Annotated in this window: 23 protein-coding genes; 10 read left to right on the forward strand and 13 right to left on the reverse strand. The window is 69.9% G+C overall.

Going from position 1 to position 19,839, the window contains the following annotated elements; translation table 11 throughout:
• Nucleotides 1-187 precede the first annotated feature (187 nt).
• Together ACFT7S_RS35270 and ACFT7S_RS35275 are read right to left on the reverse strand one after the other, a co-directional pair.
• Complete coding sequence (locus tag ACFT7S_RS35270; RefSeq protein WP_382739470.1) at nucleotides 188-694, reverse strand: flavin reductase family protein; 507 nt, start codon at nucleotides 692-694, stop codon at nucleotides 188-190.
• A gap of 196 nt (nucleotides 695-890) precedes the next feature.
• The gene (locus ACFT7S_RS35275; protein WP_382739577.1) at nucleotides 891-1,205 is read right to left on the reverse strand and encodes a TlpA family protein disulfide reductase; all 315 of its coding nucleotides are present in this window, start codon (nucleotides 1,203-1,205) and stop codon (nucleotides 891-893) included.
• A 229-nt stretch (nucleotides 1,206-1,434) separates the two neighbouring features.
• On the opposite strand from ACFT7S_RS35275, the gene ACFT7S_RS35280 reads away from it, so the two are divergent.
• A complete protein-coding gene (locus ACFT7S_RS35280; protein ID WP_382739473.1) occupies nucleotides 1,435-2,157 on the forward strand; it encodes a lysophospholipid acyltransferase family protein in 723 nt (240 codons plus the stop codon).
• Between the two features lie 33 nt (nucleotides 2,158-2,190).
• On the opposite strand, the gene ACFT7S_RS35285 is transcribed toward ACFT7S_RS35280, so the two are convergent.
• From ACFT7S_RS35285 to ACFT7S_RS35300, 4 genes are all read right to left on the reverse strand, one after another.
• Nucleotides 2,191-2,883: a B3/4 domain-containing protein gene (locus ACFT7S_RS35285; RefSeq protein WP_382739476.1), complete on the reverse strand. Its 693-nt coding sequence runs from the start codon at nucleotides 2,881-2,883 to the stop codon at nucleotides 2,191-2,193.
• Between the two features lie 154 nt (nucleotides 2,884-3,037).
• Nucleotides 3,038-4,117 (reverse strand): threonine aldolase family protein, encoded by a 1,080-nt coding sequence (locus tag ACFT7S_RS35290; RefSeq protein WP_382739479.1) that lies wholly within the window; start codon nucleotides 4,115-4,117, stop codon nucleotides 3,038-3,040.
• On the reverse strand, nucleotides 4,096-4,863 hold the full coding sequence (locus ACFT7S_RS35295; RefSeq protein ID WP_382739482.1) for an SDR family NAD(P)-dependent oxidoreductase: 768 nt from the start codon (nucleotides 4,861-4,863) through the stop codon (nucleotides 4,096-4,098). The genes ACFT7S_RS35290 and ACFT7S_RS35295 overlap by 22 nt, the downstream gene beginning before the upstream one ends.
• 26 nt (nucleotides 4,864-4,889) lie before the next feature.
• Nucleotides 4,890-6,287 (reverse strand): DUF6421 family protein, encoded by a 1,398-nt coding sequence (locus ACFT7S_RS35300; protein ID WP_382739484.1) that lies wholly within the window; start codon nucleotides 6,285-6,287, stop codon nucleotides 4,890-4,892.
• 354 nt (nucleotides 6,288-6,641) lie between these two features.
• On the opposite strand from ACFT7S_RS35300, the gene ACFT7S_RS35305 reads away from it, so the two are divergent.
• Nucleotides 6,642-7,292, forward strand: a complete 651-nt coding sequence (locus ACFT7S_RS35305) for a glycerophosphodiester phosphodiesterase (protein ID WP_382739487.1) — start codon at nucleotides 6,642-6,644, stop codon at nucleotides 7,290-7,292.
• A 51-nt stretch (nucleotides 7,293-7,343) separates the two neighbouring features.
• Here the strand turns inward: ACFT7S_RS35305 and ACFT7S_RS35310 are convergent, their stop codons facing one another.
• A complete protein-coding gene (locus ACFT7S_RS35310; RefSeq protein WP_382739490.1) occupies nucleotides 7,344-7,901 on the reverse strand; it encodes a GNAT family N-acetyltransferase in 558 nt (185 codons plus the stop codon).
• A 178-nt stretch (nucleotides 7,902-8,079) separates the two neighbouring features.
• Here ACFT7S_RS35310 and ACFT7S_RS35315 point away from each other — a divergent pair, with 178 nt between their 5' ends.
• The 6 genes from ACFT7S_RS35315 to ACFT7S_RS35340 all read left to right on the forward strand — a co-directional run bounded on the left by ACFT7S_RS35315 (nucleotide 8,080) and on the right by ACFT7S_RS35340 (nucleotide 11,854).
• Entirely contained in the window at nucleotides 8,080-8,661 is a 582-nt protein-coding gene (locus ACFT7S_RS35315; RefSeq protein WP_382739493.1) for a DUF5134 domain-containing protein, read from the forward strand.
• A gap of 85 nt (nucleotides 8,662-8,746) precedes the next feature.
• Entirely contained in the window at nucleotides 8,747-9,682 is a 936-nt protein-coding gene (locus ACFT7S_RS35320) for a M56 family metallopeptidase (RefSeq protein ID WP_382739496.1), read from the forward strand.
• A gap of 42 nt (nucleotides 9,683-9,724) precedes the next feature.
• Entirely contained in the window at nucleotides 9,725-10,432 is a 708-nt protein-coding gene (locus ACFT7S_RS35325) for a phosphatase PAP2 family protein (RefSeq protein ID WP_382739580.1), read from the forward strand.
• Between the two features lie 18 nt (nucleotides 10,433-10,450).
• A complete protein-coding gene (locus ACFT7S_RS35330) occupies nucleotides 10,451-11,149 on the forward strand; it encodes an HAD family hydrolase (protein WP_382739499.1) in 699 nt (232 codons plus the stop codon).
• A 106-nt stretch (nucleotides 11,150-11,255) separates the two neighbouring features.
• Nucleotides 11,256-11,435, forward strand: a complete 180-nt coding sequence (locus ACFT7S_RS35335; protein WP_382739502.1) for a hypothetical protein — start codon at nucleotides 11,256-11,258, stop codon at nucleotides 11,433-11,435.
• A gap of 44 nt (nucleotides 11,436-11,479) precedes the next feature.
• Entirely contained in the window at nucleotides 11,480-11,854 is a 375-nt protein-coding gene (locus ACFT7S_RS35340) for a GNAT family N-acetyltransferase (protein ID WP_382739505.1), read from the forward strand.
• Nucleotides 11,855-12,034: 180 nt separating this feature from the next.
• On the opposite strand, the gene ACFT7S_RS35345 is transcribed toward ACFT7S_RS35340, so the two are convergent.
• The gene (locus ACFT7S_RS35345) at nucleotides 12,035-13,525 is read right to left on the reverse strand and encodes an LVIVD repeat-containing protein (RefSeq protein WP_382739508.1); all 1,491 of its coding nucleotides are present in this window, start codon (nucleotides 13,523-13,525) and stop codon (nucleotides 12,035-12,037) included.
• A gap of 159 nt (nucleotides 13,526-13,684) precedes the next feature.
• Between ACFT7S_RS35345 and ACFT7S_RS35350 the strand changes: the two genes are divergently transcribed.
• Both ACFT7S_RS35350 and ACFT7S_RS35355 read left to right on the forward strand, forming a co-directional pair.
• A complete protein-coding gene (locus tag ACFT7S_RS35350; RefSeq protein WP_382739511.1) occupies nucleotides 13,685-14,371 on the forward strand; it encodes a DUF305 domain-containing protein in 687 nt (228 codons plus the stop codon).
• Nucleotides 14,372-14,507: 136 nt separating this feature from the next.
• On the forward strand, nucleotides 14,508-15,887 hold the full coding sequence (locus ACFT7S_RS35355; RefSeq protein WP_382739514.1) for an FAD-dependent oxidoreductase: 1,380 nt from the start codon (nucleotides 14,508-14,510) through the stop codon (nucleotides 15,885-15,887).
• A 54-nt stretch (nucleotides 15,888-15,941) separates the two neighbouring features.
• On the opposite strand, the gene ACFT7S_RS35360 is transcribed toward ACFT7S_RS35355, so the two are convergent.
• The 5 genes from ACFT7S_RS35360 to ACFT7S_RS35380 all read right to left on the reverse strand — a co-directional run bounded on the left by ACFT7S_RS35360 (nucleotide 15,942) and on the right by ACFT7S_RS35380 (nucleotide 19,676).
• Nucleotides 15,942-16,319, reverse strand: a complete 378-nt coding sequence (locus tag ACFT7S_RS35360; protein WP_382739517.1) for an ArsR/SmtB family transcription factor — start codon at nucleotides 16,317-16,319, stop codon at nucleotides 15,942-15,944.
• 104 nt (nucleotides 16,320-16,423) lie between these two features.
• Entirely contained in the window at nucleotides 16,424-17,161 is a 738-nt protein-coding gene (locus ACFT7S_RS35365; protein ID WP_382739520.1) for a class I SAM-dependent methyltransferase, read from the reverse strand.
• A gap of 50 nt (nucleotides 17,162-17,211) precedes the next feature.
• Nucleotides 17,212-18,321, reverse strand: a complete 1,110-nt coding sequence (locus ACFT7S_RS35370; protein ID WP_382739523.1) for an NADH:flavin oxidoreductase/NADH oxidase — start codon at nucleotides 18,319-18,321, stop codon at nucleotides 17,212-17,214.
• A 156-nt stretch (nucleotides 18,322-18,477) separates the two neighbouring features.
• The gene (locus tag ACFT7S_RS35375; protein WP_382739526.1) at nucleotides 18,478-18,870 is read right to left on the reverse strand and encodes a hypothetical protein; all 393 of its coding nucleotides are present in this window, start codon (nucleotides 18,868-18,870) and stop codon (nucleotides 18,478-18,480) included.
• Nucleotides 18,871-18,959: 89 nt separating this feature from the next.
• A complete protein-coding gene (locus ACFT7S_RS35380) occupies nucleotides 18,960-19,676 on the reverse strand; it encodes a cupin (protein WP_382739528.1) in 717 nt (238 codons plus the stop codon).
• Between the last annotated feature and the right edge of the window lie 163 nt (nucleotides 19,677-19,839).

Consider the following 19,839-nt stretch of genomic DNA (forward strand, 5'->3'; position numbering starts at 1 on the left):
CTGCATCGTCATTTCCGGGCTGCCTTGTTGCTCGCAGCATAGGCGCCTGATGGGGCGGATTCCGGTCGTAGCGACCGACGCTCCGACCTGAATATTACTAATCAGTACACCCAGTGCTCCACCCATAAGCAAGCGCTTGGACTGTGATCTGCCCAACGCCCCGAAGCCCTGTTGCGCCTGGGCGGGATCAGTCTCGCAGCGCGGTGAAGCGGCCCTGGTGATAGACGAGCGGCCGACCGCCGCCGGCGGGGTCGCCGACCACGGCCTGGGCGATGACGATGCGGTGGTCACCCGCAGGGACCCGCGCCACGACACGGCACACCAGCCAGGCGAGGACTCCACCCAGTACCGGCACGCCTTCCGGCCCGCTACGCCAGTCGGTGGACGGACCGAAACGGTCGGCGCCGCTGCGTGCGAACGTGGCGGCCAGTTCCTGCTGGTGCTCCCCGAGTATGTGAACGCCGATGTGCTCGGCCTCGGCGACGACCGGCCAGCTGGAGGACGAGGTCCCCACGCCGAAGGAGATCAGCGGCGGCTCGGCGGCGACGGAGTTGAGAGAGGTCGCGGTGAATCCGACCGGGGCCTCACCGGCCGCGGTGATCACGGCGACGCCTGCGGCGTGCTTCCGGAAGACGGAACGGAGGAGGTCGGGCGAGGCCGTCCGGGGGCTTTCGAGCTCGGGCGAAGCCGTCATGGAACTGTCCTTCTGCTGTGAGTGCGTACGGGGCCGTGGGTGCTCAGGCACCCGGACAGCGCGCACTCGCGTTGCGGGCCAGGTCGACATGGGCCCGGCCGTAGAGAAGGAGTTCTGGCGGCATAGCGTCAGACTGACGATGCGTGGCGGGTGCAGTCAAGTGCCTTCCGCAATGTGGGAGCTACATCACGGTCCGTCACATCACCTGCCCCAGCGCCGCGACGACATCGACGGTGCGCGGCTGGCCAGCCGCGCGGCGGACGATCCTGCCGTCCGCGTCCAGGACCAGGACGGTCGGTGTTTTCGTGATGTCCAGGTGGCGCACCAGAGTGAGATGTGCCTCGGCGTCGATCTCGACGTGCGCGACGCCTTCGACCATGCCGGCCACCTCGACAAGGGTTCGGCGAGTTGCGCGGCAGGGCTGACAGAACGCGCTGGAAAACTGCACGAGCGTGGCTCGCTCCCCCAACTCCACGCCGAGTTGGGACGCGTCGAGCCTGTCGGCACGCATCTGCCCGTCCACTGCCGGCCTCCTGTCAGAGCTCATCGCAAAGGGTCAGCACCGAGGGGCCATGAGACATTCCCGGAGGTTCCACGTGATGAGAATCTCGCGCCCCGTCACCACCGGGACTGGCCACGACGTCGCGCATGGGGCACGATCGGCCCAATGCCGAAAACCTACGGCTGCGTAACTTCCGCCGGGAGAACCTCCCCAGGCACTGAAGAAGGGTCTTCTCCAGATGGCAGAACTCGTCTATCGGCCGGTCATCGGCGCCGCTCTCACCCTGTTCAAGGCGCTCGACCTGAAGATCGACACTCAGGGTTCGGAGCACATCCCGAAGACCGGCGGTGCGGTTCTGGTCAGCAACCACATCAGCTACCTGGACTTCATCTTCACGGGCTTGGGCGCGCTGCCGCAGAAGCGGCTGGTCCGCTTCATGGCAAAGGAATCGGTCTTCCGGCACAAGATCTCCGGTCCGCTGATGCGGGGGATGAAGCACATCCCCGTCGACCGCAATCAGGGCGAGGACGCGTATGCGCACGCGCTCGAGTCGCTGCGGTCCGGCCAGATCATCGGGGTGTTCCCCGAAGCGACGATCTCGCAGTCGTTCACGCTGAAGAGCTTCAAGTCGGGTGCGGCACGCCTGGCCCAGGAAGCCGGCGTACCGCTGATCCCGATGGCGCTGTGGGGTACCCAGCGGATCTGGACGAAGGGGCAGCCCCGTAACTTCGGACGCAGCCACATCCCGGTCACCATCCGGGTGGGCGAGCCGATGGATGCCCCGGCCGACCAGTACGCGGGTGCGATCACCCGGCGGCTGCGGGACCGGGTGCAGGAGCTCCTCGAAGCCGCGCAGCGCGCCTATCCCGTGCGTCCCAAGGACGCCAGTGACACGTGGTGGGTTCCGGCCCACCTCGGCGGTACGGCCCCGACGCCCGCCGAGGTGCGCGAGAAGGGCTGACGCGCCGGCTCCGCGACGCCCCGGACGGGGGCGTCAGTTGGGGGCATGGACGGTGATCCGCGCTCCGGGGCTCAGTTTCTCCAGCGATTCGGCGAGTTCGGTGCCCGCGGCGCCGAGCTCGCCGATTGTCATGGGGGCGAGCCGCTCCAGCAGGAACACGGCGTTCACGGATTCCTCGGTGAGGCGCGTGCGTACACCCTGGCGCCAGTTCCAGCGCCGGCAGGTGACGCCCTCGTCGTCGCACCAGACGACTTCGCCGGGCTCCGGGTGGTCCAGGACCTCTTCGCCCCCCGCGGCCGTACGGAAGGGCTCCTGGCCCGTGGCGCGTACGAGTCGCATGGCGCCCTTGATGTGGTCGGTGTCCTCGCCGCCGACGGGGACAAGGTGGGCGACGCTGACCGCGTTGTAGGCATCGACGAGCAGGTTGATGCGCGGGAGTCCGGCGTCGGTGAGTGCGCGCTTGGCAAGGGCCTCCGCAGAGTTGCGGGTGCGTGAGGGCTTGGCGCCGAACGCCGTGTAGGTCTCGCGCCAGGCCGCGACGTGGGGGTCCTCGTGCGGGGCCCGGCCGCCGAGCCGCTCGGCGAGCCTGCGGGCGGCGTCGTCCAGCAGTGCCGCGCTTTCGTCGGTGCTCGGCCCGTTGACCAGGCCGTGCGCCTCGACGACGAGGTGGCTGAAACCCGGCGCGAGGGCGCGTACGTCGTCGGAAACCGTGAATGTCGGGATCATCGTCTGCCTTGCCTTCGGCGCACCGACCATGGTGCTGCATACGGTACTGGACAGTCCATTTCATTGGACTCTCCGAAGCATACGGAAGCGGCCGACCGGAAGCCAATGGCTCTCCGGTCGGCCGCACATGTATGCGAAATGTGTATGCGAAAAGCTACTTCGCCATCTCTTCCTTCAGCGCCTGCACGAAGGCGTCGACGTCCTCCTCCGTTGTGTCGAAGGCGCACATCCAGCGGACGTCCCCGGCCGACTCGTCCCAGAAGTAGAAACGGAAGCGCTTCTGCAGCCGTTCGCTCACCGCGTGCGGCAGCCGCGCGAACACGGCGTTGGCCTGTACGGGGTGCAGGATCTCCACACCGTCCACGCCGCGGACCCCTTCGGCGAGCCGCTGGGCCATGGCATTGGCGTGGCGGGCGTTGCGCAGCCAGAGGTCACGCGACAGCAGCGCCTCCAGCTGGACCGACACGAAACGCATCTTGGAGGCGAGCTGCATCGACAGCTTGCGCAGGTGCTTCATCGCGCGGACCGCGTCCGGGTCGAGGACGATGACCGCCTCGCCGAACAGCGCGCCGTTCTTGGTCCCGCCGAAAGAGAGGACGTCGACGCCGACCGTGTTGGTGAACGTCCGCATGGGCACGTCCAGCGACGCGGCGGCGTTGGCTATCCGGGCCCCGTCGAGGTGCACCTTCATGCCGTGCCCGTGGGCGTGGTCGCAGATGGCGCGGATCTCGTCGGGGGTGTAGACCGTGCCCAGTTCGGTGTTCTGGGTGATCGACACGACCTGCGGCATCGCCCGGTGCTCGTCGTCCCAGCCGTACGCCTGGCGGTCGATGAGCTCGGGCGTCAGCTTGCCGTCGGGCGTCGGCACGGTGAGCAGCTTCAGGCCGCCCATGCGCTCCGGTGCACCGCCCTCGTCCACGTTGATGTGCGCGGACTCGGCGCAGATCACGGCGCCCCAGCGGTCGGTCAGCGCCTGGAGGGCGACGACGTTGGCGCCGGTGCCGTTGAAGACCGGGAAGGCTTCCGAATTGGAACCGAAGTGGCTGTGCACGACACGCTGAAGGTGCTCGGTGTAGTTGTCCTCGCCGTAGGCGACCTGATGGCCGCCGTTGGCGAGGGCGAGGGCGGCGAGGACCTCGGGGTGCGCGCCCGCGTAGTTGTCACTGGCGAAGCCGCGTACCTGCGGATCATGGTGACGACGCGCGTCGGTCTTTACGGTTGCGGGGTCAGCCACAGGCGTTTTCCGTTCACTTCTCCGGCGGGCATGTCCCAGACGCCGGCGATGGCCTCGGCCAGCTCCTTGACGTCGGTGAAGCCCGCGAACTTCGCGTTCGGGCGCTCGGCGCGCATCGCGTCGTGCACCAGCGCCTTGACGACCAGGATCGCAGCCGCGGTCTTCGGACCGTCGTCACCCCCCGCCTTGCGGAAGGCGTCGGCAAGCGCGAGCGTCCACGCCTCGGCCGCCGCCTTGGAGGCCGAGTAGGCGGCGTTACCCGCAGTGGGGGCGCTCGCTCCCGCCGCGCTGATGAGCAGGTAGCGGCCCCTGTCGCTGCGCTGGAGACCCTGCTGGAAGGCGAGCGAGGTGGACTGGACCGTACGGATCAGCAGCTTCTCCAGCAGATCCCAGTCGGCGAGGTCGGTCTCGGCGAAGGTGGGGCTGCCGCGCCAGCCTCCGACGAGGTGCACCAGACCGTCGATACGGCCGAATTCCTTCTCCGTCTTCTCCGCCCAGTCCCGGGCGGCTGCCAGGTCCAGCAGATCGACGGTGTCGCCGGTGACGGTCGCGCCGCCGTGGGCGTAGCGAGCGGCGTCGACGGCCTCGGCGAGACGCTCGGGGTTGGCGTCGGAGGCGACAACGATCGCGCCCGCCTCGGCGAGCCTCAGCAGCGTGGCCCGGCCCGCCGGGCCCGCCGCTCCTGCCACGGCGATGACCGCGCCCTCGAGCGCACTCCCATTGCCATTACCCGTCGTTCCGGTCATGGACTCCGCCTCCTTGGGACGAGCGCTCACGCGGCTGCCTGCTCGGCATCGGCTGCGGTGATCCCCTTGGTGGAGGCGATCACGTTCTTCAGCTTCTTGGAGAGTGCTTCATAGAACATGCTCAGGGGAAACTCGTCCGGAAGCACGTCGTCGACGAGCTTGCGCGGCGGCTGAGTCAGATCCAGCGCGTCCGGTCCCTTGGCCCAGCGGGAGCCGGGGTGCGGGGCGAGGTAGGTCGCCACCAGGTCGTACGCGGCGAACCAGTGGACCAGCTTGGGGCGGTCGATGCCGTCCCGGTAGAGCGTCTCGATCTCGGCGCAGAGCTGGTTGGTAACCTGCGGCGCCCGCTCCCAGTCGATCTTCAGCGTGTTGTCGGTCCAGCGCACCACATCGTGCTTGTGGAGGTACGCGAAGAGCAGCTGGCCGCCGAGTCCGTCGTAGTTGCGGTTGCGGTCGCCGCTCACCGGGAAGCGGAACATCCGGTCGAACAGCACGGCGTACTGCACATCGCGGCCGTGGGCATTGCCCTCGGCTTCCAGCTTCACGGCCTCCTTGAAGGCGGTGAGGTCGCAGCGCAGCTCCTCCAGGCCGTACATCCAGAACGGCTGACGCTGCTTGATCATGAAGGGGTCGAACGGCAGGTCGCCGTGGCTGTGGGTGCGGTCGTGGACCATGTCCCAGAGCACGAACGCCTGCTCGCAGCGGGCCTGGTCGCCGATCATCTCGCGGATGTCCTCGGGCAGTTCGACGCCCAGGAGGCCGACGGACGCCTCGGTGACCCGGCGGAAGCGGGCGGCCTCGCGGTCGCAGAAGATGCCGCCCCAGCTGAAGCGCTCGGGGGCCTCGCGCACGGCGATGGTCTCGGGGAAGAGGACCGCCGAGTTGGTGTCGTAACCCGAGGTGAAGTCCTCGAAGGTGATGCCGCAGAAGAGCGGGTTGTCGTAACGCGTGGCTTCGAGCTCGGCGAGCCACTCGGGCCAGACCATCCGCAGCACGACCGCTTCGAGGTTGCGGTCCGGGTTGCCGTTCTGCGTGTACATCGCGAAGACGACCAGGTGCTGGAGACCGTCGGCGCGGCTCTTGGCCGGCTGGAAGGCCAGCAGCGAGTCGAGGAAGTCCGGAACGCCGAAGCCCTCCGCGGCCCAGCGGCGCAGGTCCGCGCCGAGGGCGCGGTGGTACGCGGCGTCGTGCGGAAGCAGCGGGGAGAGCTCGTCGATCGCGGTGACCACACGGTCGAGCACCGCGGCGGCCGTCGTGAGCGACGGCGCGTGCTCGGCGCCGAAGTCGATGGAACCGTCCTTCGACTGCCAGGGACGGATCTCCTCCACGGCGTGCTTGAGCGCGGGCCAGGCAGGGTGATCGACCACCCGCGGGGCAGTCGCTATGGCGCCGTCGGCGACGTCGTGCAAAAGAATTTCCGTCATAACACTTCCTCCACGGGAGAACCTCGCGTTAAGCAACCGTATCTGTGTGCGGTCGCTTCGGACAAGTGGAGCTCAGAAGATTATCCTGCCTCCCCCCGTGGTCACCACGATTTTTCCTGTGATGCGCCACCGCGGCGCAGGTTCCGTCGGCCTCCCTCGGCCTCCCTCGGGCTCCGAACGCCGGGCGACACGGCACAGCTGCCGGATGCACGGCCGGTCCGCCCGCAGGGGCGGGCCATTAGGCTCCGCACTGCCGTAGTGCCGTAGTGCCGCGTGGGTAGGAGCCGCACGCGGGGAGTCGTCGACGGAAGCGAGATTGCCTTGACTTTTCTCACCATCGGTCATCGCGGGGTCATGGGTGTCGAACCGGAGAACACCCTGCGGTCCTTCGCCCACGCGGAACAGGCCGGCATGGACGCCATCGAGCTCGACCTCCATCTGAGCAAGGACGGTGCGCTCGCCGTCATGCACGACGCCGTCGTGGACCGCACGACCGACGGCAAGGGGCCGATCGTCGAGAAGACGCTGGCCGAGCTGCGTGAGCTCGATGCCGGGCAGGGCGAGCGGGTGCCCGTCTTCGAAGAGGTTCTCGACGCCGTCGCGGCGCCGATCCAGGCCGAGATCAAGGACGTCGCCGCGGCGCGGGCCCTCGCGGAGGTGATGCTGCGGCGCGATCTTGTCGGCCGGGTCGAGGTGTCGTCGTTCCACGACGAGGCGGTCGCCGAGATCGCACAGCTGGTCCCGGGCGTACGGACGGTGCTCATCGCCAGCCGCTGGGGCGGCGACGTGGTGGCGCGGGCAAAGGCGGTGGGCGCGGCAGCGCTCGCACTGAACATCCGCCGCCTCGACCTGGAGACCGTCGAGCAGGCGCACGGCGAGGATCTGAAGGTGATCGGCTGGGTGGTGAACACTCAGGACCAGCTGCGTCTGGCGCGCGCGCTCGGCCTCGACGGCGCGACGACCGACTTCCCGGAGATCCGCCGCGCAGGCCGCTTCACCGCGTAGGCAACTGGATCAGTGCGACCTGACCAATGCGGGCGGATCACGTCGCGCGGATCAGGGCGTGGGCAGTTCCTTGATCAGCAGCTCGAACGCGAGATCGTCGCGCTGCGGGACGCCGAAGCGCTCGTCGCCGTACGGGAAGGGGGTCAGCTTTCCCGTACGGCGGTAGCCGCGGCGCTCGTACCAGGCGATCAGCTCCTCGCGGACGGAGATCACCGTCATGTGCATCTCTCGCACGCCCCAGCTCGCCACGACCGTGCGCTCGGCCTCGGCGATGATCACCTTGCCGAGGCCCTCTCCCTGAAGTTCCGGCCGCACGGCGAACATCCCGAAGTACGCGGCGTCGCCCCGGTGTTCGAGCTGGCAGCAGGCGACCGGCGTTCCGTCGCGCTCGACGACGAGCAGGCGGCCGGACTCCGCGGTGACGACCGCGCGCACGCCGTCCGGGTCGGTCCGCTGCCCCTGGAGGATGTCCGCCTCGGTGGTCCATCCGGCCCGGCTGGAGTCGCCGCGATAGGCGGACTCGATGAGCCGCACGAGTGCGGGTACGTCGCCCTCGGTCGCGTCGCGGAAGGTGAGCTGTCCGGATTCCCGGGCCTGGGCCGTGTCCATGGTGATGCTCTCCGTTTCTGTGCTGCCGACGGTGCCGCACGAGACTAACCCGGCCCCGACCGCCCCCGGCAGGCCCGTCCGCGCTCCCCCTGCACCTCAATGCGCCGGGTACGGGAGGGCGGAACCCGGGCATCGATGGGGCGACACCGGTGTCGTACGCCTGAGGGGGAGGTGCGCCGTGCACGGACCGGCGCTGTCCGGCTGGCTGCTCATGGTGTTGTGCGGGGTGGCGGGCGCCTACTGCCTGTTACGTACGCGCGGCATAACAGGGGAGGAACGCAGAGCGGCGCGCGCGGAGGCGGTGATGGGCTTCGGGATGGCCGCGATGGCGGTGCCCGCCGCGCTGCTCGCTCCACCGGCCTGGGCCTGGGCCGTGTACGCCGTGCTGTTCGGCGGCGCGGCTCTGCGCACCCTCTGGTTCCTGGGGCGCGGTGGGCACCATCTGCAGCACCACCTGCACCATCTCGTCGGCTCGCTGGCGATGGTCTACATGGCTGTGGCGATGGCGCCGGGCGGGGGCCGGGGCGGGCACGCCGGGCACGGTGCCGCCGCGTCCGCCGGGGGTATCCCCTTACTGACCGGGGTGCTGCTCGTGTACTACGCGTTCTACGTACTCACCTCGGCGGGCCGGCTGATCCCGGTGGCCGCCACCGCCGGGGCCCCGGGAGGCGGCGGAAGCCGGGGGACGCAGCCGGAGCTGACGCTCGCCTGCCGGCTGACGATGGGCATAGCCATGTTCGCGATGCTGCTCACCCTGTGAGACAGAATGCCCACTGGGCCGTGGCGTACGTCACTTGCCGAGCGCAGCCATACCCGGGGCCAAGCAGCGCTCATAGGCTGACCGCATGTTGGTCTCCCTCGTGCTGCTGCTGCTCGGTGCACTGGCCGCCCTCGTGACCCCGAGCCTGATGGCACGGGCGCAGTGGCCGGAGCGCGAGCCGGTGGTGGCCCTGTGGGTCTGGCAGTGCGTCGTGGCGGGAGTGCTGCTGTCGTTCGGTCTCTCCATGATGTTCAGCGCGTCCGCCGCCTCGCAGGCGGTCCGTGGGCATGTGTTCGCACCCGCGCCGCACGCGGTGGTCGAGGCGTACGCCCTGGCGGCGTACGGCCCCTGGTCCGCCGTGATGGCCGCGCTGCTGGCCCTCGGCGGCGCGTGGACGCTGGCCATGCTGGTACGGGAGATCCGCCGGGCGCAGTCGCGCCGTGCGCGGGGCCGCTCCGAACTCCTGGTCCGTTCACCCCTGATGCCCGGCGAGGAGCCCGGTGGCGGGCGGCTCGTGGTGCTGGAGGGCGAGCGTCCCGACGCCTGGTGGATGCCCGGCGCCGCACCCCAACTGGTCATCACCACCGCCGCACTCGGCCGCCTGAAGGGCCGTCAGCTGGATGCGGTGCTGGCGCACGAGCAGGGGCACGTGCGGGCGCGGCACGACTGGCTGCTGCACTGTTCGGGCGCGCTGGCCACGGGCTTTCCGCAGGTTCCCGTCTTTGCCGCGTTCCGCGCGGAGATGCACCGGCTCGTCGAACTCGCCGCCGACGATGTGGCATCGCGCCGTTTCGGCCGGCTCACGACCGCGCTCGCACTGGTCGGGCTCAACGAGGACCGGGGTGTGTTCGGTCCACACCCATCCGCGGACGCCCAAGTCCCGCTGCGGGTGAACCGGTTGCTGACACCCACCGAACGGCTCACAGCCGGCCGCAGGCTGCGGCTGACCGCGGCGGCCGCCCTGCTGCCCACCGTTCCGCTGCTGGTCGCTTTCGTTCCGGGACTCAGCGCGCTGGGATAGCCGGTCGCGGCGCACTTCGGCGAGGATCACCTCATGCGCCTCATGGACCGCCCGCCCCCTTCCGCCGCCGGCCACCGCCGCGCAGACCCACGCCTCGTGCGGACGGGCACCGTCTGCACGGTCCTCTCGGTGGCGCTGGTGGTCCTGGTGGCGGTGAGATGGTCCCCGCTCATGTCGGTGGACCGCACGATCGCCGACACCCTGCACCGCAGTGCCGTGACCGAACCGGCGCTGGTGCACGTCAACCGCGTGCTGACGGACTGGGTGTGGGACCCCTGGACGATGCGCGCCTTGATCGCCGTCACGGCGATCGCCCTGTGGTGGCGCGGGGCCCGGTGGCTCGCCTTCTGGGTGGCCGCCACGAGCGCGCTCTCCACCCTCGTACAGAACGGGCTCAAAGCCGCCCTCGGCCGGGACAGGCCCCAATGGCCGGACCCGGTGGATTCCGCGCAGTACGCGGCCTTCCCCTCGGGCCATGTGATGACAACGGTGGTGACCTGCGCCCTCCTGCTGTGGCTGCTGCGGCTGAAGGGAGCGGCACCACTGTGGTGGCGGACGGCGCTGGTGGCGGCGGTCGTCTCGGTCGTCGGAGTCGGTTTCACACGGATCTATCTCGGCGTCCATTGGATGACCGATGTGGTGGGCGGCACACTGCTCGGCGCGGCGATGGCCTCTTTCTCGATCCTCGGATACACCGCGTTCCGGGGCCGTCCGGCATTCGGACGGGCATCCTTGCCCCGTAGTTCCTGAGGCGGGGAGGATCGGGCCATGACGTTCAAAGGCGCGCTCTTCGACTTCTCCGGAACACTCTTTCGTATCGAGTCGGTCCGCTCCTGGCTGCGTACCGTCCTCGACCAGCGCGGCCTGACCGTCGAGCAGCACGCGTTCGAGCGGTACGTCCGTGAGCTGACGTCCGCCGGCGCGCTGCCCGGCGGCCCTCCCCCCGAGCGTGTCCCGCCCCACCTCACGGCCGCCTGGGCGGAACGCGACCGGAGCGCCGAGCTGCACCGGGAAGCCTTTACGGGCCTTGCCCGTGAGGTCGCCCTGCCCGATCCCGGTCTCTACGACGCCCTTTACACACGCCATATGTCCCCGGCGGCGTGGCGTCCTTACCCGGATGCGGAGCGGGTGCTGCGCGGGCTGCGCCGTGCGGGGACCGCGGTCGGTGTGGTCAGCAATATCGGCTGGGATCTGCGGCCGGTCTTCCGGGCCCATGGGCTGGACGACCTGGTCGACGCGTATGTGCTGTCGTTCGAGCACGGCATCCAGAAGCCGGACGCGCGTCTGTTCCGTACCGCCTGCACACTGCTGGGCCGGGAGCCGGCCCAGGTGGTGATGGTCGGTGACGACCGGCGTGCGGACGGGGGCGCGGCGGCACTGGGATGCTCCGTGCGCTTCGTCGACCACCTGCCGGTGGAGGAACGACCGGACGGTCTGCTCGCGCTGGGGCTGACGCGGACACCATGACACGCCGATCGGAACAAGCCATAAACCTGGCCGATGTGGAGATGTGAGGGATATCCCCGTCGCATGATGTGTCGGATTGTCGGATCGGGGCCGTAGCCTTGTACGTATGTCCACCTCTCCGTCCTCGTCATGTTCCGTGCGTCCCGCGTCCGTCGTCAATGAAGCGATTCGTGACCTGTGGCAGCGCTCGGGCGGATACCTGACCCCGGACGACGAGGCGGAGTACCAGCGACTGCTGGTGGAGTGGTCCGCGGCAGCGGGGACGAGCGTGCGGTCCGCCGCCTGACGGACGGAAACGCTTACCGAGGCCGAGAAGGGCAGGGCCGTGCCGTGGAGCGTGCGGACACGCTGCCCGCGCGGTACCGCACGGAAATCCTGTCACCGCACAGCGCCTTCGCCGACGACGTCGTGGTGATCGCCAGGAGCGAGGGCGCCTCGGTGGGCTGTCTGGTGGTGACCGCCCCGGTCGACGGGCGGACCGGGATCAAGCGCCTGTGGGTGGACCCCGCGATGCGGGGCGCCGGTGTCGCGTCCGCGCTGGTCGGGTGCGCGCTGAATCATGCGGCGCAGATCGGCGCAAGTCCGGTAGCGCTTTCCGTGTGGAGCCGGCGTACGGGAGCCATCGCGCTCTACGAGCGGCTCGGCTTCGCCGTGGTCGATTCCTGGGACGCGCGGGACGGTCTGGTCTGCATGGAGCGCGCCTGATTCCGGCGGTCCCCCGCGGTACCCGAGCCGGGCAAGACCGCGCCGGCCGGACCCGTGACGGGTCCGGCCGGCGCAGGGGAACAGCGTGTCCCCGTCGTACGCGTCGATCAATGAGGCATTCCGCCGGGCGGCGTACGGCCCGGCGGGACACCTCGTGTGCCGTGCGGTGGAGCGGACGGCCTAGCGGTCGAAGTAGTCCGGCTGCGTCTGCACGTTGAGCTCGGACATCCGCACCTTCTTCGCCGGGTCGGTCCGCCGGTCGTCGAGCCTCAGCACGTCGAAGCCCTTGGCGATGTCGTTGCTGTAGATGTGGCCGTTGTAGTAGTACGCGGACCACGGACCGGCGGTGGTGACCCTGTCAAGGGTGACCGGACCGCGCTCGAAGAAGGCGATCTCCTTCGGTGCCTCGGAGTTGGTGAAGTCCCACACCGAGATGCCGCCCTGGTACCACGCCTGGACCATCAGGTCGCGGCCCTTGACCGGGATGATCGAACCGTTGTGGGCGACGCAGACCTCGGCGTCGGCCTGGTGGCGGTCGATCTTGAAGTAGCTGCGGAAGACCAGCTTGCGGTGGTCGCCGCGGCCGACGATGTCGTAGATGCCGTCGGCGCCGCGCTTCGGGCCGATGGCCTCGTTGCAGGTCGCCGCGCCGCCGCCGCCGAGCTCGTCGGTGAAGACGACCTTGTTGGCACCCTGGTTGAACGTCGCCGAGTGCCAGAACGCGAAGTTCACGTTGTCCTGGACGCGGTCGATGATCTTCGGGTTCTCCGGGTCCTCGATGGAGAACAGCAGGCCGTCACCCATGCAGGCTCCGGCGGCCAGGTCCTTCGAGGGCAGCACGGTGATGTCGTGGCAGCCGGTCGTCTTGGAGACGCCCGGGTTGGTCGGCGCGCCCGGGTTCCCACCGTCCGCGAAGAGCACCGGGAAGTTCACGATCCGGGCTTCCTCGGGGGCGTTGCGCGGCACCTTGATGACGGAGATCCCGTCATGCGGCGGCTGGCAGTCGGGGAACGTCTCGTTCGGCGAGTACGAGGAGACGTACACGTACACGTTCGAACGCTTGGGGACCAGCGTGTGGGTGTGCGAACCGCACGCGGTCTCGACAGCGGCGACGTACTCCGGGTTGGTCTTGTCGCTGATGTCGAAGATCTTCATGCCCTCCCAGGAGGACTTCTCCGTGGCGGGCTGAGAGGTGCTCGCACACGAGTTGTCGCTGCGCGAGGAGTCGGTGGACAGGAAGAGCAGGTCACCGGAGACCGTGATGTCGTTCTGCGATCCGGGACAGAGCACCTGCGCGACGGTCTTCGGGGCCGACGGCTTGCTGATGTCGTAGATCACGAAGCCGTCGTAGTTGCCGGAGAACGCGTACTTCCCCTGGAACGCCAGGTCCGAGTTGGTGCCCTTGAGGGCGTCCTTCGGGACGTTAGCGAGGTGCTTGATGTTCGGGCTGTGGACGATCTCGTCCACGCCGGGTATCTCGCCGCTCTGGATCGCGGCCGTGGCTTCGGCCTCCTGGCCGGCGGAGATGCCCTTGTGGGTGGTGGGGGCATCACCGGGATCGGGCGTCGCGACGGCGGTTCCGGCGGTCAGCAGAGTGGCGAAGAGCCCGGCCGCGGCTGCTGCCACACCCAGACGTCTGCGCCGCACGCGGGTGGTGTGCAACGAGGTCACTGTGTCCTCCCTAGTATCCGTTCACAGTTGAACGGGTTCACGGACCCCGGCAGTATCGTCCCTTCCATGTGCACACCAACAGATGGCAACAGAGACGTAATAAAAGTTTTTGATCATTGCCCTGTGGAAGCGTGTTAGGACGGTGTGCAACAAACCCATGTGGCACAGGAGGTCGCCGTGTTGATCCGCCGTCAGACCAGACGCATGCGCGGAGCCGCTCTCGCGACAGCGGTCGCCGCTGCCGCATTCGCCCTCGGAGCCTGCGACTCGGGCAGCGGGGACAAGGACGCCAACGCCAAGGCGGACAAGGGCCCTTCGGTGGTGGCGCCCGGAAAACCGGGCGAACCGGCCCGGCACCTCTCCGCCGACGAAGCCCGCAAGGAAGTCGGGGTGCCCGCCCCCAACTCCGCGGACTTCCGCTATGCGCAGATGATGATCGAGCACCACGCGCAGGCTCTGGTGATGACGGATCTCGTCGCCGACCGCGCGGGCTCCTCCTCCGTCAAGCGGTTCGCGGATCGCATCGCATCAGGTCAGAAGCCCGAAATCGCCGCGATGGAAGGTTGGCTGAAAAACAACGGCGGGGACAAGCGCAAGCAGACCCACGACCACTCCACGATGCCCGGCATGGCGACGGAGGCGCAGTTGAAGGAGTTGCGCGCCGCGCGCGGCAAGGCCTTCGACGAGCTCTTCCTCAAGCTGATGATCACCCACCACCAGGGAGCGATCACCATGGCGACGGAAGCACTCTCCGAGGGCAACGACATACCGGTGGAGGAGATGGCGACGGATGTCGTCGCCCAGCAGACGGTGGAGATCGACCGGATGCGCACACTCCTGAAATGACGGACCTGGAGTGAGCGGCCTGGAGTGACGGACCTGAGGTGACGGACGCAGCGGCCGCAGAAGCCGGGTGCGCGCCCCTCCCCCGAATCCGTGCGGCGGTGCGATGCTGGAAGCAACCCGCGGGAAGAGGTGCGCCGTGCTCCGTGTCGCCGTCATCGGTTCCGGTCCCAGTGGGGTCTACACCGCCCAGGCCCTGGTGCAGCAGTCCCTGGTGCCGGACGTGCAGGTGCACGTCCTGGACCGGCTGCCGACGCCGTACGGGCTGGTGCGTTACGGCGTCGCGCCCGACCACGAGAAGATCAAGTCCCTCCAGAACAGCCTCCGGGCCGTTCTGGAGGACGAGCGGATCACCTTCGTCGGCCATGTCGAGGTGGGCGGCGACAGCGGCCTCTCACCTGACCGGCTCAAGCAGCTCTACCACGCGGTCGTGTACTGCGTGGGAGCGGCGACCGACCGCGGTCTCTCGGTGCCGGGCGAGGATCTGCCCGGCAGCTTCTCGGCCACGCAGTTCGTCTCCTGGTACAGCGCGCACCCGGATGCGGCCGCTGACGCCTTCGCGCTCCGGGCCCGCTCCGCCGTGGTGATCGGAGTGGGGAACGTGGCGGTCGACGTGGCCCGGATTCTCGCGCGCGGCGCGGAGGAGCTCAGGTCGACGGATGTGCCGCCCGCCGCGCTGAGCGCGCTCGCCGGCAGCCTGGTGCGCGATGTGCACATCGCGGGCAGGCGCGGCCCCTCGCAGGCCCGGTTCACCACCAAGGAACTGCGGGAGCTCGGCGCGCTGCCGCAGGCCCGGATGGTCGTGCACGCCGCGGAGCTGTCCCGCGACCCGGCGTACGCTGCCCCGGCGGGCGGGCAGGACACGCCGCCGCTCCCTGCCGTGGTGCGACGCAATCTGGAGGTCCTGCACGGCTGGGCGGCGGCCCCGGCGTCCGCCCGGGCGGACCGGCTGCGCCGCATCCACCTCCGGTTCTTCCTGCGGCCGGTGGAGCTGCTGGAACGCGAGGGGCGGGTCGCCGGCGTGCGGTTCGCGCACACGGCACCGGACGGCGTGGGGGGCGTACGGGACACCGGTACGTACGAGGACATCGAGGCCCAGCTCGTACTGCGGGCTGTCGGGTACCGAGGGCTGCCGCTGCCCGGGCTGCCGTTCGACGCGACACGCGGAACCGTGCCCCATCTGGCGGGGCGGGTACTCAGGGACGGGACGCCGTCGCCCGGGGAATACGTCGCCGGGTGGATCAAGCGGGGACCGACCGGAGTGGTCGGCTCGAACCGCTCGTGCGCCAAGGAGACCGTCGCCTCGCTGATCGAGGACGCTCCGCTGCTGCTGCGGCGGTCCGTGGCGGCCGATCCGCTGAGCACCCTGCGGAGTTGGGGGGTGCGGCCGGTCGCATGGGACGGCTGGCTGGCGATCGAGCGCGCCGAGGCCGCACTCGGGCGGTCGCTCGGCCGCGGGCAGGTGAAGATCCCGGACTGGAACGGTCTGCTGGACGCGGCCCGGGACGACGGGCGCTGAGGGATTAGGAGCGGGGGAGTTCGGAGCGGCGGGGTTCCGAGCGGCGGGAAGGAGTCAGCCCGCGAGGCGTTCCGCCTGCCGGTCCGCGGCCGCGAGCACGGTGTCCAGCAACCCCGGGAAGAGCGCGCCCAGGTCGTCCTTCCGCAAGCCGCTCACCTTGGCGGTGCCCCGGTACGTCTGGTGGATGACCCCGCTCTCGCGCAGCACCCGGAAGTGGTGCGTGGAGGTGGACTTGGACACCGGAAGGTCGAAGGTGGAGCAGGCCAGCTGGTCCGCGGTGCCCGCCAGTTGCCGGACGATGCGCAGCCGTACCGGATCGCTGAGGGCGTGCAGTACGCCTTCGACCCGGATCTCCTCACGGGCAGGGTGGGCAAGCGCGCGGGAGCCGGCGGCCGTTGCGGGGTCTGCGGTGGTGGCGCTTGCGGGGGTCACGGTGGCTCCACTTCGTCCAGGGGGCTCCATTGTACGAGAGTCGTCGTAGTTCCTGGGTGCGCAGGGCCCGGCCGTCCCGGCGCGCGAGAGCCGCGCGGCTCCGGTCACTCCCGTGTCGCCACCACCAGACGGGCGCGGGGGCTGCCGTCCGGACGACTGCCCAGCTCGGTCAGTGGCAGCAGCCGCACGGTGAATCCGGCCCCGGCCAGATCGTCGAGCACATCGGGGAGCGGGAAAGTCCGGTAGTACATGACGAAGGTCGGCCGCCACAGCGCGTTGCGCACCCGCATGGCCACGTCGAAGCCCAGGAGCGACCAGTAGACCTTCGAGCCCACCGCAGGCGGCGCACCCACCGGAAAGACGAACCGGCCGCCCGGCCGCAACGAGGCGTACACCTGCGTGAAGAGGGCGGGCCGCTCCTTCGGCAGGAAGTGGCCGAACGCCCCGAGGCTGAGGGCCACATCGAAGGCGGCCGCGAAGGGCAGGGCAAGCGCGTCGGCGCGCACCCAGTTCACCGCGGGACCGGCTCCGGGCTCGCCCTCGTCGGACAGGGCGGACCGGCCGGCGGCCAGCATGCCCGCGCTGAAGTCGACACCGGTGACCCGCTCGCCGCACACCTGCCGCAGGACGCTCACGCCCGCCCCGGTGCCGCAGCAGACATCGAGTCCCGCGTCGAACGGTCCGAGCGGCCGGAGCGCCCGCGTGACGGCGTCGAGCACCCTGTCCGGGGTCCGGTAGGGCGTCAGGTCGAACTTCGGGGCGAGCAGGTCGTATCCGCGCTCGATGGACGAGAGCGCCTGGACGGCCAGTTCGCGGAGAGTGGGGCCCTCTGGATTGAACATCGCGGATCAGCGTACCCACAGAGGACCCCGGAGCGGCGTCGGGCGCCGGGTCAGACCGCCCAGCCGTACTGCTCGGGAACCAGCACCGTGCCATTGCCCAGTTCACGCGCGGCGTTGCGTGCGAAGTAAGGGTCACGCAGCAGTTCACGGCCTAGCAGAACCGCGTCCGCCCGGTGGTCGGTGACGATCTTCTCGGCCTGGACCGGGTCGGTGATCAGGCCGACCGCGGCCACGGGGAGGCCCGCCTCGGTGCGGACCCGCTCGGCGAACGGCACCTGGTAGTCGGGGCCGACGGGGATACGCGCCCGGGGGGCGAGCCCGCCGGTCGAGACGTCGAGCAGGTCGACTCCGTGCGCCCGCAGCTCGTGCGCGAGGCGGACCGTTTCGTCGGCCGTCCAGCCCTCCCGCTCGTCGTCGGCGTTCTCGGTGAGCCAGTCGGTGGCGGAGATACGGAAGAACAGCGGAAGCTCTTCGGGCCACACCGCGCGCACCGCGTCGACGACCTCCAGGGCGAAGCGGGTGCGGTTCTCGAAGGAGCCGCCGTAGGCGTCGGTGCGGTGGTTGCTGTGCGGGGAGAGGAACTCACCGATCAGATATCCGTGCGCGCCGTGGATCTCCGCGACCTTGAAGCCCGCCGCCAGCGCCCGCCGGGCGGCGTCCGCGAACTGCGCGACGACCTCACCGATCTCGTCCAAGGTCAGCTCGCGGGGAGCCGGGCGGTCGTCGTCGTACGCCGCGGGGCTGGGAGCGACCGGCAGCCAGCCCTCGCTGTCCGGTGCGTCGGCTTCGATCGGGCCGCCGCCGCGCCAGGGGCGTTCGGTGGAGGCCTTGCGTCCGGCGTGCGCGAGCTGGATACCGGGGATGGTTCCCCGGCTGGTGAGGAAGGCGGTGATGCGGCGGAACGCGTCCACCTGCGTGTCGTTCCAGAGGCCCAGGTCCGCGGGGCTGATGCGGCCCTCCGGGCTGACCGCGGTGGCCTCGACGAGGATGAGGCCGGTGCCGCCTGCGGCGCGGGCCGCGTAGTGGGAGAAGTGCCAGTCGTTGGCGACGCCCGCGTTCGGCCCGAAGACTTCCGCGCTGTACTGGCACATGGGCGCCATCCAGATGCGGTTGGGAATGGTCAGCGATCGCAGGACGTAGGGCTCGAAAAGGGCGCTCACGACAGACTCCGTTTCACCTGATGCGACGGGCACGGCGGCGGACGCGGCAGGTCGACGCCGCGTCTTGTACGAGAGATACCGTACTACGACGATCGTCGAATTACGAAACCTCTCGTACAACCGGTTTCCGCGCGCCTCGGACGCGGCCTGCCCCGCTCAGCCCTCGGTCCGCAGGCGGTACCGGAGCGTGATCTCGGCGTCGGCTCCATAGGCCTGGGTCCAGCTCCGCCCGGCGCCCGACTTCCAGGTCACATGGGCGGTGGACCCGTCGTTCCTGACGCTGTCGACCGTCATGACGCGCTCCCCGTCCCGCACGTCTCCTCGGCGCAGCTCGTGCGCCTTGACGGTGACGGGCTCGGCCGACGACACCCTCTCCGCCTGCTCGGCGGCCCGGAGCAGCGCGGCGGCCAGCTCTCTGGCTGCCACCGGGGTGCAGGACCAGGAGAGCCCCTCCGACCGCGCGGCGAACTGGATGCCCACCTGGAGTGCGCCCGGGGTCACTTCTACGGGCACCCGGCGCCCCTGGGCGTCGTCGATCTCGATACTCATGGCTGTCGCCTCCTCGTCCCGTGCACGACCTTAGCCGTGACCTGCGGGAACGCTGACGGGGCGGACTCCCGCGCATACCGCCGCGGCCGTCAGCCCGGGTAGACGTCCAGGCGACCGCACATCCCGAACCTCCCGAGAGTGGAGGGCCGTTCCGCGTGAACGGAAGCCTCGGCCAGGTAGCCGCAGTCGGCGTCCGCGAGAGCGTCGAGCTGGGTACGGGTCGCCTCGGACGCGGCGGCCGCACCCCGCTGCCAGCGCTCGCGCCAGTCGCCGGTCCGGGGGCGGACGAGGGCTGCCGCGGCACGGTGGAACGCGCCCAGCGGCTCGGGGTCGCCCGCCTCGGCGGCAGCGCGCAGGGCGAGGAAGCCCTCGATGGCGAGGTCTCGGCGGGCGCGGGCCGCCCTCTCCTGCTCAGCCTCGGTGCCGTCGGCCGGCAGGGCCGTGGCCTCGCGGTAGAGGGCGGGACCGGCCAGGAAGCGGGGCGGCAGGGTGAGCACGGCGTCCCCGGCTTCCGGCAGCCCGCTGTTCTGCATCAGTACGAGGATCCGCAGCCCGTCCTCGTTGACCAGGCGGTGGATCGTCCCCGGCGTGAACCATACGAGGGCTCCGGGAGAGAGCGGAGTCTCCCGGAAGCCGGTCGCCGTGAGCGTCTGCACGGAGCCGCCGCCTCCGACGACGACGTAGCCCTCGGAACAGGTCAGATGGAGGTGCGGGGTGCCGCCGCGCAGACCGTCCTCGGTGGGCCAGTCGTAGACCCGCAGGTGGGAGACGGCCACTGCGCCCGGCAGCCCTTCGAAAGTCACCACGGGAACTCCTCGGTCTCGACGCCCGGTCCGGTAAGCGCTTTCTGACGCGCACGCTAGGGCGCGCCCCGGACGGGGTCAAGAGCGCCTGCCCGCGCACGGCTCCGTACACCTGCCATCGCCGCTCCGACCTGCGTGAACGACTTCTCTACGCGCCACTGTCAGT

Origin of the sequence: Streptomyces sp. NPDC057136 (genome assembly GCF_042670885.1) — a bacterium.
Classification (GTDB): domain Bacteria; phylum Actinomycetota; class Actinomycetes; order Streptomycetales; family Streptomycetaceae; genus Streptomyces.

Excerpts from the sequence above, each read along its gene's own strand:
- ACFT7S_RS35300 (WP_382739484.1), bottom strand. The coding sequence starts at position 6,287 with ATGACGGAAATTCTTTTGCACGACGTCGCCGACGGCGCCATAGCGACT.
- ACFT7S_RS35280 (WP_382739473.1), top strand. The coding sequence starts at position 1,435 with ATGGCAGAACTCGTCTATCGGCCGGTCATCGGCGCCGCTCTCACCCTG.
- ACFT7S_RS35375 (WP_382739526.1), bottom strand. The coding sequence starts at position 18,870 with ATGAGTATCGAGATCGACGACGCCCAGGGGCGCCGGGTGCCCGTAGAA.
- ACFT7S_RS35310 (WP_382739490.1), bottom strand. The coding sequence starts at position 7,901 with ATGGACACGGCCCAGGCCCGGGAATCCGGACAGCTCACCTTCCGCGAC.
- ACFT7S_RS35285 (WP_382739476.1), bottom strand. The coding sequence starts at position 2,883 with ATGATCCCGACATTCACGGTTTCCGACGACGTACGCGCCCTCGCGCCG.
- ACFT7S_RS35305 (WP_382739487.1), top strand. The coding sequence starts at position 6,642 with ATGGGTGTCGAACCGGAGAACACCCTGCGGTCCTTCGCCCACGCGGAA.
- ACFT7S_RS35325 (WP_382739580.1), top strand. The coding sequence starts at position 9,725 with ATGGACCGCCCGCCCCCTTCCGCCGCCGGCCACCGCCGCGCAGACCCA.
- ACFT7S_RS35295 (WP_382739482.1), bottom strand. The coding sequence starts at position 4,863 with ATGACCGGAACGACGGGTAATGGCAATGGGAGTGCGCTCGAGGGCGCG.
- ACFT7S_RS35335 (WP_382739502.1), top strand. The coding sequence starts at position 11,256 with ATGTCCACCTCTCCGTCCTCGTCATGTTCCGTGCGTCCCGCGTCCGTC.
- ACFT7S_RS35275 (WP_382739577.1), bottom strand. The coding sequence starts at position 1,205 with ATGCGTGCCGACAGGCTCGACGCGTCCCAACTCGGCGTGGAGTTGGGG.
- ACFT7S_RS35330 (WP_382739499.1), top strand. The coding sequence starts at position 10,451 with ATGACGTTCAAAGGCGCGCTCTTCGACTTCTCCGGAACACTCTTTCGT.
- ACFT7S_RS35270 (WP_382739470.1), bottom strand. The coding sequence starts at position 694 with ATGACGGCTTCGCCCGAGCTCGAAAGCCCCCGGACGGCCTCGCCCGAC.
- ACFT7S_RS35320 (WP_382739496.1), top strand. The coding sequence starts at position 8,747 with ATGTTGGTCTCCCTCGTGCTGCTGCTGCTCGGTGCACTGGCCGCCCTC.
- ACFT7S_RS35365 (WP_382739520.1), bottom strand. The coding sequence starts at position 17,161 with ATGTTCAATCCAGAGGGCCCCACTCTCCGCGAACTGGCCGTCCAGGCG.